The 14,342-nt window shown below is 40.4% G+C and carries 13 protein-coding genes; 10 read left to right on the forward strand and 3 right to left on the reverse strand.

Annotated features, from left to right (window positions below; genetic code table 11):
• The first annotated feature begins 46 nt into the window (after positions 1 to 46).
• Together CV014_RS04565 and CV014_RS04570 are read left to right on the forward strand one after the other, a co-directional pair.
• Positions 47 to 1,027: a DUF4351 domain-containing protein gene (locus tag CV014_RS04565; protein ID WP_236140931.1), complete on the forward strand. Its 981-nt coding sequence runs from the start codon at positions 47 to 49 to the stop codon at positions 1,025 to 1,027.
• Positions 1,028 to 1,161: 134 nt separating this feature from the next.
• The gene (locus tag CV014_RS04570; RefSeq protein WP_236140932.1) at positions 1,162 to 2,526 is read left to right on the forward strand and encodes a protein kinase domain-containing protein; all 1,365 of its coding nucleotides are present in this window, start codon (positions 1,162 to 1,164) and stop codon (positions 2,524 to 2,526) included.
• A 250-nt stretch (positions 2,527 to 2,776) separates the two neighbouring features.
• Here CV014_RS04570 and CV014_RS04575 read toward each other — a convergent pair whose 3' ends face one another.
• Positions 2,777 to 4,597 carry an ABC transporter ATP-binding protein gene (locus CV014_RS04575; RefSeq protein ID WP_236140933.1) on the reverse strand — a complete coding sequence of 607 codons (1,821 nt, stop codon included), beginning with the start codon at positions 4,595 to 4,597 and terminating at the stop codon, positions 2,777 to 2,779.
• Between the two features lie 118 nt (positions 4,598 to 4,715).
• On the opposite strand from CV014_RS04575, the gene CV014_RS04580 reads away from it, so the two are divergent.
• The 4 genes from CV014_RS04580 (at position 4,716) to CV014_RS04595 (ending at position 10,026) form a co-directional block, all read left to right on the forward strand.
• The gene (locus CV014_RS04580; RefSeq protein ID WP_236140934.1) at positions 4,716 to 6,140 is read left to right on the forward strand and encodes a serine/threonine protein kinase; all 1,425 of its coding nucleotides are present in this window, start codon (positions 4,716 to 4,718) and stop codon (positions 6,138 to 6,140) included.
• Positions 6,141 to 6,279: 139 nt separating this feature from the next.
• Complete coding sequence (locus CV014_RS04585; RefSeq protein ID WP_236140935.1) at positions 6,280 to 7,026, forward strand: M15 family metallopeptidase; 747 nt, start codon at positions 6,280 to 6,282, stop codon at positions 7,024 to 7,026.
• 377 nt (positions 7,027 to 7,403) lie between these two features.
• Positions 7,404 to 8,240: an alpha/beta fold hydrolase gene (locus CV014_RS04590; protein ID WP_236140945.1), complete on the forward strand. Its 837-nt coding sequence runs from the start codon at positions 7,404 to 7,406 to the stop codon at positions 8,238 to 8,240.
• 91 nt (positions 8,241 to 8,331) lie between these two features.
• A complete protein-coding gene (locus CV014_RS04595; protein WP_236140936.1) occupies positions 8,332 to 10,026 on the forward strand; it encodes a serine/threonine protein kinase in 1,695 nt (564 codons plus the stop codon).
• A gap of 125 nt (positions 10,027 to 10,151) precedes the next feature.
• Here the strand turns inward: CV014_RS04595 and pdxA are convergent, their stop codons facing one another.
• On the reverse strand, positions 10,152 to 11,234 hold the full coding sequence (pdxA, locus tag CV014_RS04600; RefSeq protein WP_236140937.1) for a 4-hydroxythreonine-4-phosphate dehydrogenase PdxA: 1,083 nt from the start codon (positions 11,232 to 11,234) through the stop codon (positions 10,152 to 10,154).
• 318 nt (positions 11,235 to 11,552) lie between these two features.
• Here pdxA and petM point away from each other — a divergent pair, with 318 nt between their 5' ends.
• The 3 genes from petM (at position 11,553) to CV014_RS04615 (ending at position 13,933) form a co-directional block, all read left to right on the forward strand.
• Complete coding sequence (gene petM, locus CV014_RS04605; protein WP_103136471.1) at positions 11,553 to 11,657, forward strand: cytochrome b6-f complex subunit PetM; 105 nt, start codon at positions 11,553 to 11,555, stop codon at positions 11,655 to 11,657.
• 200 nt (positions 11,658 to 11,857) lie between these two features.
• Positions 11,858 to 12,841 carry an SDR family oxidoreductase gene (locus CV014_RS04610; protein WP_236140938.1) on the forward strand — a complete coding sequence of 328 codons (984 nt, stop codon included), beginning with the start codon at positions 11,858 to 11,860 and terminating at the stop codon, positions 12,839 to 12,841.
• Between the two features lie 174 nt (positions 12,842 to 13,015).
• Entirely contained in the window at positions 13,016 to 13,933 is a 918-nt protein-coding gene (locus CV014_RS04615) for an NAD(+) kinase (RefSeq protein WP_236140939.1), read from the forward strand.
• Here CV014_RS04615 and CV014_RS29855 read toward each other — a convergent pair whose 3' ends face one another.
• On the reverse strand, positions 13,934 to 14,065 hold the full coding sequence (locus CV014_RS29855; protein ID WP_268964486.1) for a hypothetical protein: 132 nt from the start codon (positions 14,063 to 14,065) through the stop codon (positions 13,934 to 13,936). It lies immediately after the preceding gene.
• 19 nt (positions 14,066 to 14,084) lie between these two features.
• Here CV014_RS29855 and CV014_RS04620 point away from each other — a divergent pair.
• The coding region (locus CV014_RS04620; protein WP_236140940.1) for a response regulator at positions 14,085 to 14,342 on the forward strand (258 nt) is incomplete at its 3' end.

Below are 14,342 nucleotides of genomic sequence, written 5' to 3' on the forward strand. Positions count from 1 at the left end.
ACTCAACCCAACCTACAATATGAATAAAGTCATCTACTATCAATTCATGACAGACAATAGTGAACGCGCAGATTTTGACAGCCCGTGGAAAGAAATACTCGAAGCATATTTCCCCCAAGCCATGCAATTCTTTTTCCCCGAAACTGCTGCATTAATTAACTGGGAACGCCCTTATGAATTTCTCAACACCGAATTTCAACAAATCGCCCGTGAAGCCGAACAAGGTAAACGCTATGCTGATCAATTAGTCAAAGTTTGGCAAATCCAAGGGGAAGAACTCTGGTTATTAATCCACGTAGAAATTCAAGCCCAAAAAGAAGATGACTTTAGTAAACGGATGTTCACCTACAACTTTCGTATCTTCGACAGATTTGAAAAACCAGCCATTAGTTTAGCAATATTATGCGACACCAACCGCCAATGGCGACCAAATAATTACAGTTACAATTATCCCCAAACTCGCCTAAATTTTGAATTCGGCATAGTGAAACTGTTAGATTACGAAAATCGCTTTGATGAGTTAGAAACTAACACTAATCCCTTTGCGACAGTCGTGATGGCGCATTTAAAAACCCAACAAACACGCTCATCACCCCAAGAACGCAAAATCTGGAAATTCAGCTTGATTCGCAGATTGTATGATTTAGGCTTACAAGAACAAGATATTCGTAACCTCTATCGATTTATCGATTGGGTTATGATCTTACCAAAAGCATTAGAAAATCAATTGTGTTCAGAAGTTCAACAATTAGAGCAGGAAAGGACTATGAGATATATTACCTCAGCCGAGCGCATTGGTTATGAGCGTGGAAGAGAAGAGGGCAAAGAAGTAGGGAGACAAGAAGGGAAACAAGAAGGTGAATTAGGAATTATTCTAAAACTACTCAAAAGACGATTGGGTGAACTATCGCCAGAAATCCAAAAACGTATCCAATCCCTTTCTGTAAACCAACTAGAAAATCTGAGCGAAGCTTTATTAGATTTTAGTAACATCACAGATTTAGTTAATTGGTTAGAGTCAAATTAATCATTTCTTTCAGGTTCGTAGTAAGGACTTTAGTCCTCAAATCAGGACTGAAGTCCTTACTACGAACATTTCATTATTTCCACCGTTATACTTACCTATCAATTTAAACTATAAATCTAATTTAAAAACATCCCATGTCTGCAAAAATTACCATTACTATTGTTAAAGGTAAACTCTTAGGAAGACAATATACCTTCGATTCCCGCACTACCTGTATCATAGGTAGAAGCCCAGAGGCAAATATTCAACTACCAGATGATGCAGACCATAAAACGATTTCGCGCTATCACTGTTTGTTAGATATAATGCCACCAAATATAAGAATTAGAGACTTTGGTAGTAAAAATGGTACTTATGTAAACGGTCAAAAAATTGGGCAAAGAGAAGCACATCAAACACCAGAAGAAGGGGCAAAACTAAATTTTCCTGAATACGATTTACAATTTGATGATGAGATTGAATTAGGCAACACTGTGTTTGCAGTTCATATCGAATCTGACCCAGCAGAAATAAACATTCCTAACTTTTATCCTGTCACTATTAATCATAATCAACCACCAACACAACCGCCCAACTTCTTAGAAATTATCAAACGCTGGTTGGGTTTAGCAGCAAATGGAAATAATCAATTGCTGGCGATTCAAGGGTACAATATCATTAAATTGTTGGGTAGAGGCGGGTTTGGTGAAGTTTATTTAGCACAGCATAACAATTCAGGTAAATTGATCGCTTTAAAAGTAATGCTACCTGCAATTTCAGGAAATGAAAATGCTGTGCAGAGGTTTTTACGAGAGACAGAAAATACTAAATATTTAAAGCATCCTCATGTAGTGCAAGTCATTGATTATGGCTTTTTTGAGGGTATTTTCTTCTTCACGATGGAATATTGTGCTGGAGGAACTGTTGCAGATTTAATGCAACAATATGGTGGCAAGTTACCTGTTGATATTGCATTATCAATTACTCTGCAAGTTCTCAACGGTTTGGAATATAGTCATAATGCAGAAATTCCTTATGTGAAATTAAGCGATGGTGGTTTTGGTAAAGGCAGGGGTTTAGTCCACCGTGATTTGAAACCAGGTAATATTTTACTTAATTACATTGACGGTAAGATTACCGCCAAAATAGGTGATTATGGTTTAGCTAAAGCTTTTGATTTAGCAGGATTAAGCGGACAAACACTCACAGGTTCTAAAGCTGGAACACCTGCTTTTATCCCTCGTCAACAGCTACTTAATTTTAAATATGTACAACCAGAAGTTGATGTTTGGGCAACTGCTGCATCTCTCTATAATATGTTAACAGGAGAGTTGCCGCGCAATTTTACAGGTGATCCGTTTTTAGCTGTGTTGCAAAATGATCCTGTACCAATTCTGCAACGCAATGCAAGTATCCCCAAGAAGTTAGCGGAAGTAATTGATTTGGGACTAATAGAAAAGCCGGAAATTTATTTCAAGAGTGCGGTAGATTTTAAAAATTCTCTTTTAAATAGTATTTAAGTAGAACGGTGTAAATAATTAAAGGTTTGTAGTGAGGACTTTAGTCCTCTCTTAAGGACTAAAGTCCTTACTACGAACTAAATTCAGGTTTTTTTTACATTACTTTACATAGTTTGGTTTTTTCAAGTATGTAGGGTGCGTCAGTCGGGAAAAACCGAATTACACAACGAGAATCTTCATACTGACGCACCTAACAAATTAGCATCTAACTTTTCACGTTATGGGATTAATCCTGCCTTTTGATAGGGTTTCAATGATAACCCGCCGCCTGTAATAAAAATAATCTGGCATATAGTCCCTCATGCGCTAGCAATTCTTCATGAGTTCCCTGTTCTACCACTTCCCCATTATCAATTACCAGGATTTTGTCTGCCATTCTGACTGTTGAAAATCGGTGAGAAATTAAAAATACCATTTGATGTTCGGTAAGGGCGCGAAAATGATTGAAAATCTCATATTCAGCTTGAGCATCTATGGCTGATGTGGGTTCATCTAAAACTAAAATATCGGCTTTAGTCCGCATGAAGGCACGGGCGAGGGCGATTTTTTGCCATTGTCCACCAGATAATTCTTGTCCATTTTTAAACCATTTGCCGAGTTGAGTTTGAAACTGTTGGGGTAAGCGTTCAATAAAGTAGTGGGCTTTGCCTTTTTGGGCGGCGGTTTGCCAACGGGTTATATCATTGAGGCTATCTACATCACCTATACCGATATTTTCCCCGACGGTGAATTGATAGCGGACAAAGTTTTGAAAAATTACGCCAATGCGTTGGCGGAGTTTATCTACATTCCATGATTGTAAATCTACGCCATCTAATAAAATTCTGCCGGAGTCTGGGGTATATAGTCGAGTCAGGAGTTTAATTAAGGTGGTTTTCCCAGAACCGTTTTCACCGACAATGGCTAATTTTTCGCCTGGTTTCAAATGTAGGGAAATGTTTTTTAAAGCCGGTTTAGAGTTTCCAGGATAGGTAAATGAGACGTTTTCAAAGCGGATACCGTCTTGGGGGTCAACTCCTTTGGTGATTCTACCTAGAGGTTGAGTGACTTTTTCTTCAAGGAATTCGTAGAGGTTGGAAAGATAGAGGTTATCTTCATACATCCCACCAATGGAGGTGAGGGCGTTACTAAAGGTAGATTGTCCTTGGCGAAAAACTGTGAGATACATAGTCATATCGCCTAAAGAAATTCTCCCGACTACGGTTTCAAAGACAATCCAAGCGTAGGCGATGTAAAAGGCGATTGTACTGACTAAGCTTAATAAGTATCCCCACATTCCCCGGCGGATAGTTAAATCACGGTCTTCGTGATAGAGTTGGTGAAATACGTCGCGGTAACGTCCTAACAGCATTTCTCCTAGTTGATAGAGTTTAATTTCCGTCGCAAAATCTTCTCTAGCTAAGAGATGTTCTATATATTGCTGTCTGCGGGTTTCTGGTGCGCGCCAACTAAATAAACGAAAGGCTTCGCCAGCAAAGCGAGTTTCGGCAATAAAAGCTGGCATGGCTGCCATAATTAAAACAATGACTGCCCAAATGGAGAAGTTGAATAATAAAACGCCGTAGGTGATGAGGGAAAGGGCATTTTGAACTAAGCCAAAGGTGCGGTTAACTAATGAAAGGGGACGTGTGGATGCTTCTCGTCTGGCGTTGGTTAATTTGTCATAGAATTCTGAGTTTTCAAAGTGGGGTAAATCTAAAGTCAGGGCTTTTTCTAAAATTAAAACGTTGACTCTTTGGGCTAAGAGGACGCGCAATAGAGATTGACAGATGATTAATCCTCGTTGAGAACCTGCCAGTAGAACTACAGCGATCGCTTCTAAGCCAACATACAATAAAGGTAAGTAAATATTCCCCTCGGTGTTTCCTTGGGATGCCAATACTACAGCATCCACAATTAATTTACCAAAGTAAGCGATCGCCGCAGGCAATAAACCAGCTAATAAAGTGAAACCAGCCAAAATAATGGTCAAAGTGCGGCTAGTCGTCCACACTAAATTTATCGCCCGTCCACTGTAACGAAAAACGGCCAGTGATTGACGCAGGAGATGACGTTGCTTTTTACTCTTCATTATTATTCTTATAGCGTGAGAGTAACATCCCTGTGGGAAATTCTGAATTTAGTTCACAAAGTTTGTATTTGTATTTACCAATTTCTATACTACAAATGTAATCTTATTGCAACTACTTATGAGTTATTGCATCAATCCTCACTGTCCCCAGCCTCAGAATACGGATATCTCGATGTTTTGTGTAGCCTGTGGTTCTGATTTGCTGTTGCAAGGATGCTACAGAGTGATTAGACCATTGGGTATTGGTGGTTTTGGTAAAACCTTTGAAATTGAGGACAACGGTACACAAAAGATTTTAAAGGTTCTCCATAATACTCAACCCAAAGCCATAGAACTTTTTCAACAAGAAGCGGCTGTATTACAACAGTTGCATCATCCAGGTATTCCCAGAGTAGAAGCTGACGGATATTTTATTTTTCATCCTAAAAATAGTCCCCCTCTACACTGTTTAATCATGGAAAAAATAGAGGGAATGAACTTAGAAACCTGGATGCAAGCGCGTAATCATGAACCAATTATTGAACGTGCAGCTATACGCTGGTTAAAACAACTCATAGAAATTTTGCAAGTAGTTCACCAAAAACAATATTTCCACCGCGATATTAAACCCCCCAATATTATCCTCAGACCAAATGGACAATTAGCATTAATTGATTTTGGTACAGCCAGAGAAGTCACCCAAACCTTCATGCACAAGCTAGAAGGACAGCAAGTCACAGGAATTATTTCCGCAGGTTACACTCCTAGCGAACAAATGAATGGTAAAGCCGTACCTCAATCAGATTTTTTCGCGTTGGGAAGAACATTTGTTTATTTACTAACGGGAAAAAATCCCACAGAATTTAATGAAGAGTACCACACAGGTCAATTAAAATGGCGTGAACAGGCTCATCAGATTTCCCCTGGTTTAGCAGATTTAATTGATGGGATGATGCAGCCATTTCCTGGTAATAGACCTCAAAATGCCACAGAAATTTTACAGCGTTTGCAAACTATTGAACAAGCTTTTGTAGAACCCACAAAATCCACGCGATCACCACAAGTTCCTGTTACAGTTCACTTAACAAATACACCACAACCACCACCATCAAAACCACCAATTAAATTACTAGCTGGCGTTAGTATCATGCTATTAGGAGGAATAGGCGCATATTATGCTTATCAAAATCTTACCCCATCAAAATCACCAGTGAATGTTGATGTGAATATCTCCAAAAATATTATGATATCGCCCAACAGTACCAACCCAACACCTACACCAACAACTATTATTACTACTAATAACCCTACCAACAATCAACCCACATCAACACCCACATCTGTAATTTCACCAACTCCCATCACTTGCGTTATAGAAGTGGCTGATCCCGACGACCCCACTTTAAATGTGCGTTCTGGCCCTAGTGTGGACGATACACTTATCGGACAATTAGAAAATGGCACACCCATATCTGTTGTGCAAACACAAAATGGCTGGTATTTAATTGATCAACCCCTAAAAGGATGGTTAGCGGCTAATCGCACCCGTAGAATTTGTAATTAATATCTGAAAAATCTATAGGAATCCGCTTTGATTCCTGAAATTATTTGCGTAGGGAGGGAACAGGTAACGGGGAACAGGGAACAGGAAAGAAAAAATCAAAATGTACTAATTTTTTTCAAAAATTAAATAGGAATCCTATATGTTTTATCAATCTTTAAGATTTATAATTTTAACCATCACCACATTATTATTAATCGTTAGTTGTCGTCATAGCGAATCGATTAATGCTCAATCTGTTATCCAGACATCAACCCCCAATAATATAGTTATCTCTGCTAACCCTACTCCCACATTAAATCAACAACAGAAAATTCCTGTTACAGACGAGAGTCAGTTAGTAGATATTCAATCAATTAATCAAAACATCGCCATTGATATTCGCTACGCCACAAAAAATAACTTTCTCAAAAAGCAACTCTACCCCGAAGCTAGGTGTGTACTGCGGTATGGAGTCGCCCAGAAGCTAGCCAAAGTCCAAGCAGATTTAGAGAAAAACCAATTAGGGCTAAAAGTTTATGATTGCTACAGGCCATTATCTGTGCAGAAACTCATGTGGCAGACACTACCAGATAATAGATATGTAGCTAACCCAGCCTATGGTTCTCGACATAATCGAGGTGCAGCCGTTGATTTGACGCTAGTTAACCGCAACAGACAAGAACTAGAAATGCCCAGTGCATTTGATACTTTTACCCCAGCATCCCACAGAGACTATAACGGTGGTAGCACAGAATCGCGCAAAAATCGCCAATTGCTAGAAGATGCGATGAAAAAACAGGGATTTACCGGTTTATCAACAGAATGGTGGCACTTTGACGCGCCTGGATGGGAAAATTTTCCGGTGATGGATGTGCCGTTTAGTCAGATACATAGGAGTGCTGAGTAATGAGTGCTGAGTGCTGAGTAATGAGTAATGAGTAATAAGTAATAAGTAATAAGTAATGAGTGAAGTTTTTCTTCCCCTGCTTCCCCTGCTTCCCCTGCTTCCCCTGCTCCCCCTGCCTCCCCAACCCCCAGTCCCCAGTCCCTATTGCAAAGAGAACATCTAACCTACCCTTGGTAAGTCCAGGCTTTCGCAGTACCATAATAAACGCGCAATTATATCTCTCAGGATGGATGTAATTAGTCAACGTGCTTGGAATTTACACTATTCCACCAACCAGGATGCCAACTCAGACTTTCCTCATTTTGAATTTTGTAGGCGTAAGCCTACTCGTAGAGTATTTTGAATTTTGAATTTTGAATTTTGAATTTTTCCAGACAATGCCTGTACGCCAAACTTTAGTAACATCTGAGATTAAATTGTCTTACCTGGAGTGGAATCAAGGTAAAAAGCCTTTGCTGCTGCTGCATGGGTTAGCAGATCATGCTTTGGTGTGGTCGAGCTTGGGAGATGATTTGGCGGCGGAGTATCATATAGTTGCGCCTGATATGCGGGGTCATGGTGAAAGTAGTAAGCCAGAAACAGACTATACTTTTGCTAGTGCGATCGCTGATCTAGAATTACTCATGGATCATCTGGGGTGGTCATCTGCTGATATTGTGACTCATTCCTGGACAGGTAAACTAGCTGCTATCTGGGCTAGAGTTAGCCCCCAACGTCTACGGAGTATGGTGCTAGTTGATCCCATTTTCATTTGGCAAATGCCCAGCCTGTTCCGGCTAACTTTCCCCCTGTTGTACCGTTATCTATCTTTTCTGAAGGGGATGGGGCCATTTACCAGCTACGAAGCAGCCGAAACCCAAGCCAAGCAGTTAAATCAGTATCAGGGTTGGAGTACATTACAACAGCAAGTTTTTCAAACCGGACTAGAACAAAAACCCGATGGCAGTTGGGGTAGTAAGTTCACTATCAACGCCCGTGACGGCATTTTTGAAGACGTGATGCGCGTCCCTGGGTTCATCGCCCCTATAGACACTCCCTCCCTATTCATCCAGCCAGAACAAGGATTAAACCGTTTTGACTGGCAAATCAAACCCTATAAAACCCACTTAAAAAATCTCCGCATCTGCCAAGTTCCTGGTAATCACTGGCCTTTCTTAACTGCACCAGCCGCATTTAATCAAACAGTTGCATCATTTCTCAAAGAAAGGGCATAGGGCATAGGGCATGGGGCATAGGGCATTGGAGTTTAAAAAACTATTGACTATTGACTATTGACTGTTGACTAATGACTAATGACTTCACATCATGAGCCTTTGCATAAATCCAGTTTGCCCTAAACCAAATCATCCCCTCAATGGAAAAAACCGCTTTTGTCAAAGTTGTGGTTCTCAGTTGGAATTAGTCGGACGTTATCGAGTCAAGTATTTATTGAGTGACACGACTGGATTTGGCAAGGTTTATCTGGCTGAGGAACAAGGTACAGCTAAAATTATCAAGGTATTATCAGCAAATTCAGCCACTGATAACAAAGCTGTAGAATTGTTTCATCAAGAAGCTGTGTTTCTGGGAAAACTCAATCATCCTGGTATTCCTAGAGTAGATGCCTATTTCCAACACCATACTAGAAATGACGTGATTTTATACTGTTTGGTATTAGAAAAAATTGAGGGCATTAATTTAGAAGAGTGGTTAGAAAAACAACAGCAGATTATTTCCGAAAAACAGGCGATCGCTTGGTTAAAACAAACAGCAGAAATCTTAGACATAGTCCACAATCAAGGTTATCTGCATTTAAATATTAAACCCTCCAATATTCTTATTCGTCCTAATGGACAACTAGTTTTAATTGACTTCAGCACAGCAAAACAATTAACTCAAAATTACCAAAATCGCAGTAACACTCCTACAATGTCCTCTGGTTATAGCGCACCAGAACAAATGCAAGGGAAAATGACACTGCGCTCAGATTTCTTTGCACTAGGACGCACTTTCACTTTTTTGTTAGCCAGGAAACATCCCTTAGATATGTATGATGCGCGCCATAATTTATTACATTGGCGTAGATACGCTCATCAATATTCATCCTCGTTTTTAAATTTAGTTGATTGGTTGATGACACCAGAAATAAATTATCGTCCAACCAATGCCCAAGCAATTTTGTTACGTCTAGAAGAGCTTACAACCACAAAAAATCACCCTAAATCTGAAGATCATAAAATTATTGCAGAATCTCCAAATATAGAGTTTAAACAACCACAAATCGAGCCTCTCTTATCATCGTCAAGTAAGCACATCCGACAAATATCTCTCACCGCTTTACTGACTGCACTATTAGTTTCCTTGGGATTACTCAGCGTAGTTGCATTTTTAACTTATAATCAGCAGTTTGTCACACTACTCCCAACAGTTACGCAATCACCACACAGAAAAGGCAAAATTGATTATTTTCCTTATGAGGTAGGTAGAGATAACCAAGGCAGAGAAGCAGAATTTAATATAGCTGTTTTATCCGTAGATTATAAATGGTTAGCTGATAGTAACTTTCAGATCACAAATACCAATCAAACCATTAGTCTTGATGTTTTAAAGTTAATGTTAGAGCAAGAGGACATTCAAGAAATTATGGAAAAACCCACAGAGATAATTTCTGTAGGAACAGCAAATTGTAACTTAAAACTGGCAACTGCCCATAGTCGAGCCTTAGAACGCTCTCAAAATGTCCAGAATTTAGCCAAAAAAATATTTAAAACTGCTAATGTCAAAAGTTATAGTTTATTAAATTTAGGAAGATTTCAAAAAGAAAGTTGTAAAAATAACCAGGAATTAACTAGATATCAAAATAGTGTAATTATTATGGGGATGAGAAATCCAACCAAAGATATTATCGTCAATGAAGCCTTAAGAGACAGATTGAGAAATAAACCTTTTGCTGATTTTAAATTAGAACATTATTCGTTAGGTTCACCAGATAAATTTAAAATCATCCCTAATAAACCTTGATAAGCTGTTGACTTTTCACGGGATCTGGAAAACCCCTCTCCAAACCTCTCCCCTACGAGGAGAGAGGCTTTAAAATTTCCCCCTTTCCTACTAATAACTAATAACTAATAACTAATAACTAATGACTATTGACTATTGACTAACTTCCTTTGATTAACCATCGCAACCGCTAACTCTATAGCTGCTTTCATACTAGTAGCATCAGCGATTCCCTTACCAGCAATGTCAAATGCTGTTCCGTGATCAGGGGAAGTGCGAACAAAAGGTAAACCAATAGAAGTATTTACCGCACGGTCAAAAGCCATTAACTTCACGGGAATTAAACCTTGGTCGTGATAAAGTGCCAAATAAGCATCGGCGGGATTTTTGGCTTGAGAAATACCATACCAAGCTTGACCAGGCTTAACCCACATTGTATCAGGAGGAATTAGTCCTTCTAGCTGAAAATTAGGGCGTTTTTGCTGTTCTGACTTTAGCCAAGGAATCAACCAATCTTGTTCCTCAGTCCCCAATTGTCCTTGTTCGCCACTGTGGGGATTTAAACCGGCGATCGCAATTCTCCCATGAGTAATGCCAAAATCTTGCTCTAAACACTCCACCAACAAATCTAATTTTTTGCTTAATAACTCTGGTGTGAGAGTATCTGCAACTTGCGATAGGGGAATGTGGGTAGTAGCTAATAAAGTACGGAGTGTCCAACCAGTATAAGGCGATCGCGCCACAAATAACATCCCAAACCTTGTCACACCAGCCTTTTCAGCTAACAGTTCCGTTTGTCCTGGATAGTGATGACCTGCGGCTTTCCACGCAGATTTAGCAATTGGTGATGTAACAATTCCATCAAATGCACCAGCTAAAGTTTGTGCGATCGCATATTCCATATAAGCAAAACTAGCCGCACCACTAGCTGCATTTCCCACACCTGTAATAATTTCGTCATGAATATCTGTATTTAATGGTACATCCAGGACATTTAACTCAGAGGGATTCACCAAAGGCGTTAAATTCTCAGTCATCAGTTCTTCATAGATTCGTACCAGCAAATTCCGATTACCGATGACAGTTAACTCACAGTTTTGATCAATTTCAGGATTTGCCAAAGCCTTTAAAATCACCTCCGGGCCAATTCCCGCCGGATCTCCCATAGTAATCGCCAAACGTGGACGCTGTTGTAAACTTACTGCCAAATCTTGATTAATTGGATACATAAGTCTTGGGGGTTGGGGATTGGGGACTGGGGACTGGGGACTGGGGACTGGGGAGAAGGTAGACAAGGTAGACAAGGTAGACAAGGTAGGAGATGAGAAAAACTGTTCCCTGTTCCCTGTTCTCTAATGACTATTGACTAATGACTATTGACTAATGACTATTGACTATTGACCAATATTAGAGATTGACCATCAAACTGGTTTAGAATTATTTACACAGGTCTAATCCTAATCAGTAGCCTCACCAAGCATGAGAATCATCATGTGGTTTGGTCTTCTGCCCTTACAGATCCACTATTTACAAAGGAGAATACACCAATGAGCAGCGAAATGTTAACAGCAGCTATCCTACCCTTTAGCCTGATCTTCGTAGGCTGGGCTTTAGGTGCTTTGTTGTTGAAGATCCAAGGTGCAGGAGAATAATTTTACCTGAGAACCGTTGACGAGAGACTACAACTTTTACTCTCTACACGAAAAATAGCTTGTCCGCCAACCGGACAACGCTGTTTTAAATAGTCTCTCGGTATTCATGACGATTTCCTTAAAAAGAAGTAAACTTTTGTTTACAGATACAATTCTGTTAAGATTCTTTTCATAAAAGTTTAAAAATTGTTAATACCCTCATGACATTATTGATAGTTGGTGCTACTGGCACTTTAGGAAGACAAGTGGCTCGTCGTGCGATCGATGAGGGATATAAGGTACGTTGTCTAGTTCGCAGTGCTAAAAAGGCAGCTTTTTTAAAAGAGTGGGGTGCAGAACTAGTAAAAGGTGATTTGTGTTACCCCGAAACCCTCACAGCCGCACTAGAAGGTGTGACAGCCGTAATTGATGCTGCTACATCTCGTGCCACAGATTCCTTGACTATTAAACAAGTAGACTGGCAAGGTCAAGTAGCTTTAATCCAAGCGGCAAAAGCTGCGGGTGTAGAGCGTTTTATATTCTTTTCTATTCTTGATGCTGACAAGTACCCAGAAGTCCCCCTCATGGAGATTAAACGGTGTACTGAACTATATTTAGCTGAATCTGGAATTAATTACACAATTTTGCGCTTGGCCGGTTTTATGCAAGGATTAATCGGTCAATATGGCATACCTATTTTAGAAGGGCAACCCGTTTGGGTAACTGGTGAATCCTCACCAGTCGCTTATATGGATACTCTAGACATTGCTAAGTTTGCTGTACGTGCTTTGAGTGTCCCAGAAACCGAAAAACAAGCCTTCCCTGTGGTGGGAACTCGTGCTTGGAGTGCAGAAGAAATTATTAGTTTATGTGAACGCCTATCTGGTAAGGAAGCCAAAGTACGACGAATGCCAATCGGCCTGCTAAGGACTGTGCGCCGCATCGCTAGCTTCTTTCAGTGGGGACTGAACGTAGCAGATAGACTAGCATTTACAGAAGTTTTGGCGAGTGGTAAGCCTTTAAACGCGCCAATGGATGAAGTGTATCAAGTATTTGGACTAGAAAAAGAACAGACAGCAACTTTAGAAAGTTACCTACAGGAATATTTCAACCGGATTATGAAAAAGCTCAAAGAGCTAGATTACGAGAAGACTAGAAAGCAAAAATCTAAAAAGACCCCGTTTAAAAAGGTTAATAGTCAATAGTTTTGGTCAAACATGGCATGAGACATAGGAGCAAATTACTGTTAACTGTTGACCATTGACTAATGACTGTTGACTGTTGACTGTTGACTTTTGACTCTATACTAATGACTCGTGATCCAAAATGTGTAAGGATTACATAAGAAAAAGCATCGCCTAGTATTTGGATATTTGAGTGTGCCGAAAGCAGGCATTATCTACAATGACGTTAAGCCGATAGCCGTTCGTGTGGCTATCGAAATCAAAGACAAGCTAACCGCAGCCGGTTGGGATGTATGTATGACATCAAGCATCGGTGGCATTTTGGGCTACTCTAATCCAGAAAGTCCTGTATGCCACACTCCTCTTGATGGTCTAACGCCGCCTGGGTTTGACTCAGAAATGAAGTTTGCGATCGTTCTGGGGGGGGACGGTACTGTTTTAGCAGCATCGCGCCAAGTTGCTCCTTGTGGGATTCCCATTTTGGCGGTGAACACCGGACACATGGGATTTTTGACGGAAACTTATCTGAATCAATTACCCCAAGCAATAGAACAAGCAATGGCGGGTGAGTATGAAATTGAAGAACGCGCCATGCTCACTGTGAAGGTTTTACGGGGAGAATCTGTACTGTGGGAAGCCCTATGCTTAAACGAAATGGTATTACATCGAGAACCATTGACCTCGATGTGCCATTTTGAAATTGCGATAGGTCGCCATGCACCGGTTGATATTGCTGCTGATGGGGTAATTGTATCTACACCCACTGGCTCAACAGCTTATTCCTTAAGTGCAGGTGGCCCGGTGGTAACTCCTGGCGTACCTGCATTACAGTTAGTACCTATTTGTCCGCATTCATTGGCTTCTAGGGCTTTAGTCTTTCCTGATACCGAACCTGTAAACATCTATCCAGTGAACATTCCGCGTTTGGTGATGGTAGTAGATGGCAATGGAGGTTGCTACGTTTTTTCAGAGGATCGTGTATATTTAGAGCGATCGCCTTACAGCGTCAAATTCATTCGTCTACAACCACCAGAATTTTTCCGTATATTGCGCGAAAAATTAGGTTGGGGTCTACCTCATATTGCCAAACCCACTTCGGTAGAATTACCTTAGTCAATAGTCATTAGAGAACAGGGAACAGGGAACAGGGAACAGGGAACAGTTTTTCTCATCTTCTACCTTGTCTACCTTGTCTCCCCAGTCCCCAATCCCCAATACTTCGACAAGCTCAGTACAAGTCCCCAACCCCCAATCCCCAACGGTTATGACAGCAGTTCACAATCCTTGTGTTTTAGTCATAGAAACCGATGACAGCTTGGCTAATCAGCTTTCTTTTGATTTGCAGGAGGCTGGTTATGAGTCTGTTTTGGCCAGTGATGCGTCCAGTGGCTTGCAATACTATCGCGATCGCCAACCTGCTTTAGTAGTTGTTGACCGAATGCTTGCAGGTGAATCAGGATTGGCGTTATGTAAAAATCTCAGGAATGCGGGGATGCGATCGCCTGTGTTGGTACTAATGGCT

Source organism: Nostoc sp. CMAA1605 (assembly GCF_021596505.1).
In the GTDB taxonomy this organism is placed as follows: Bacteria; Cyanobacteriota; Cyanobacteriia; order Cyanobacteriales; family Nostocaceae; genus Trichormus.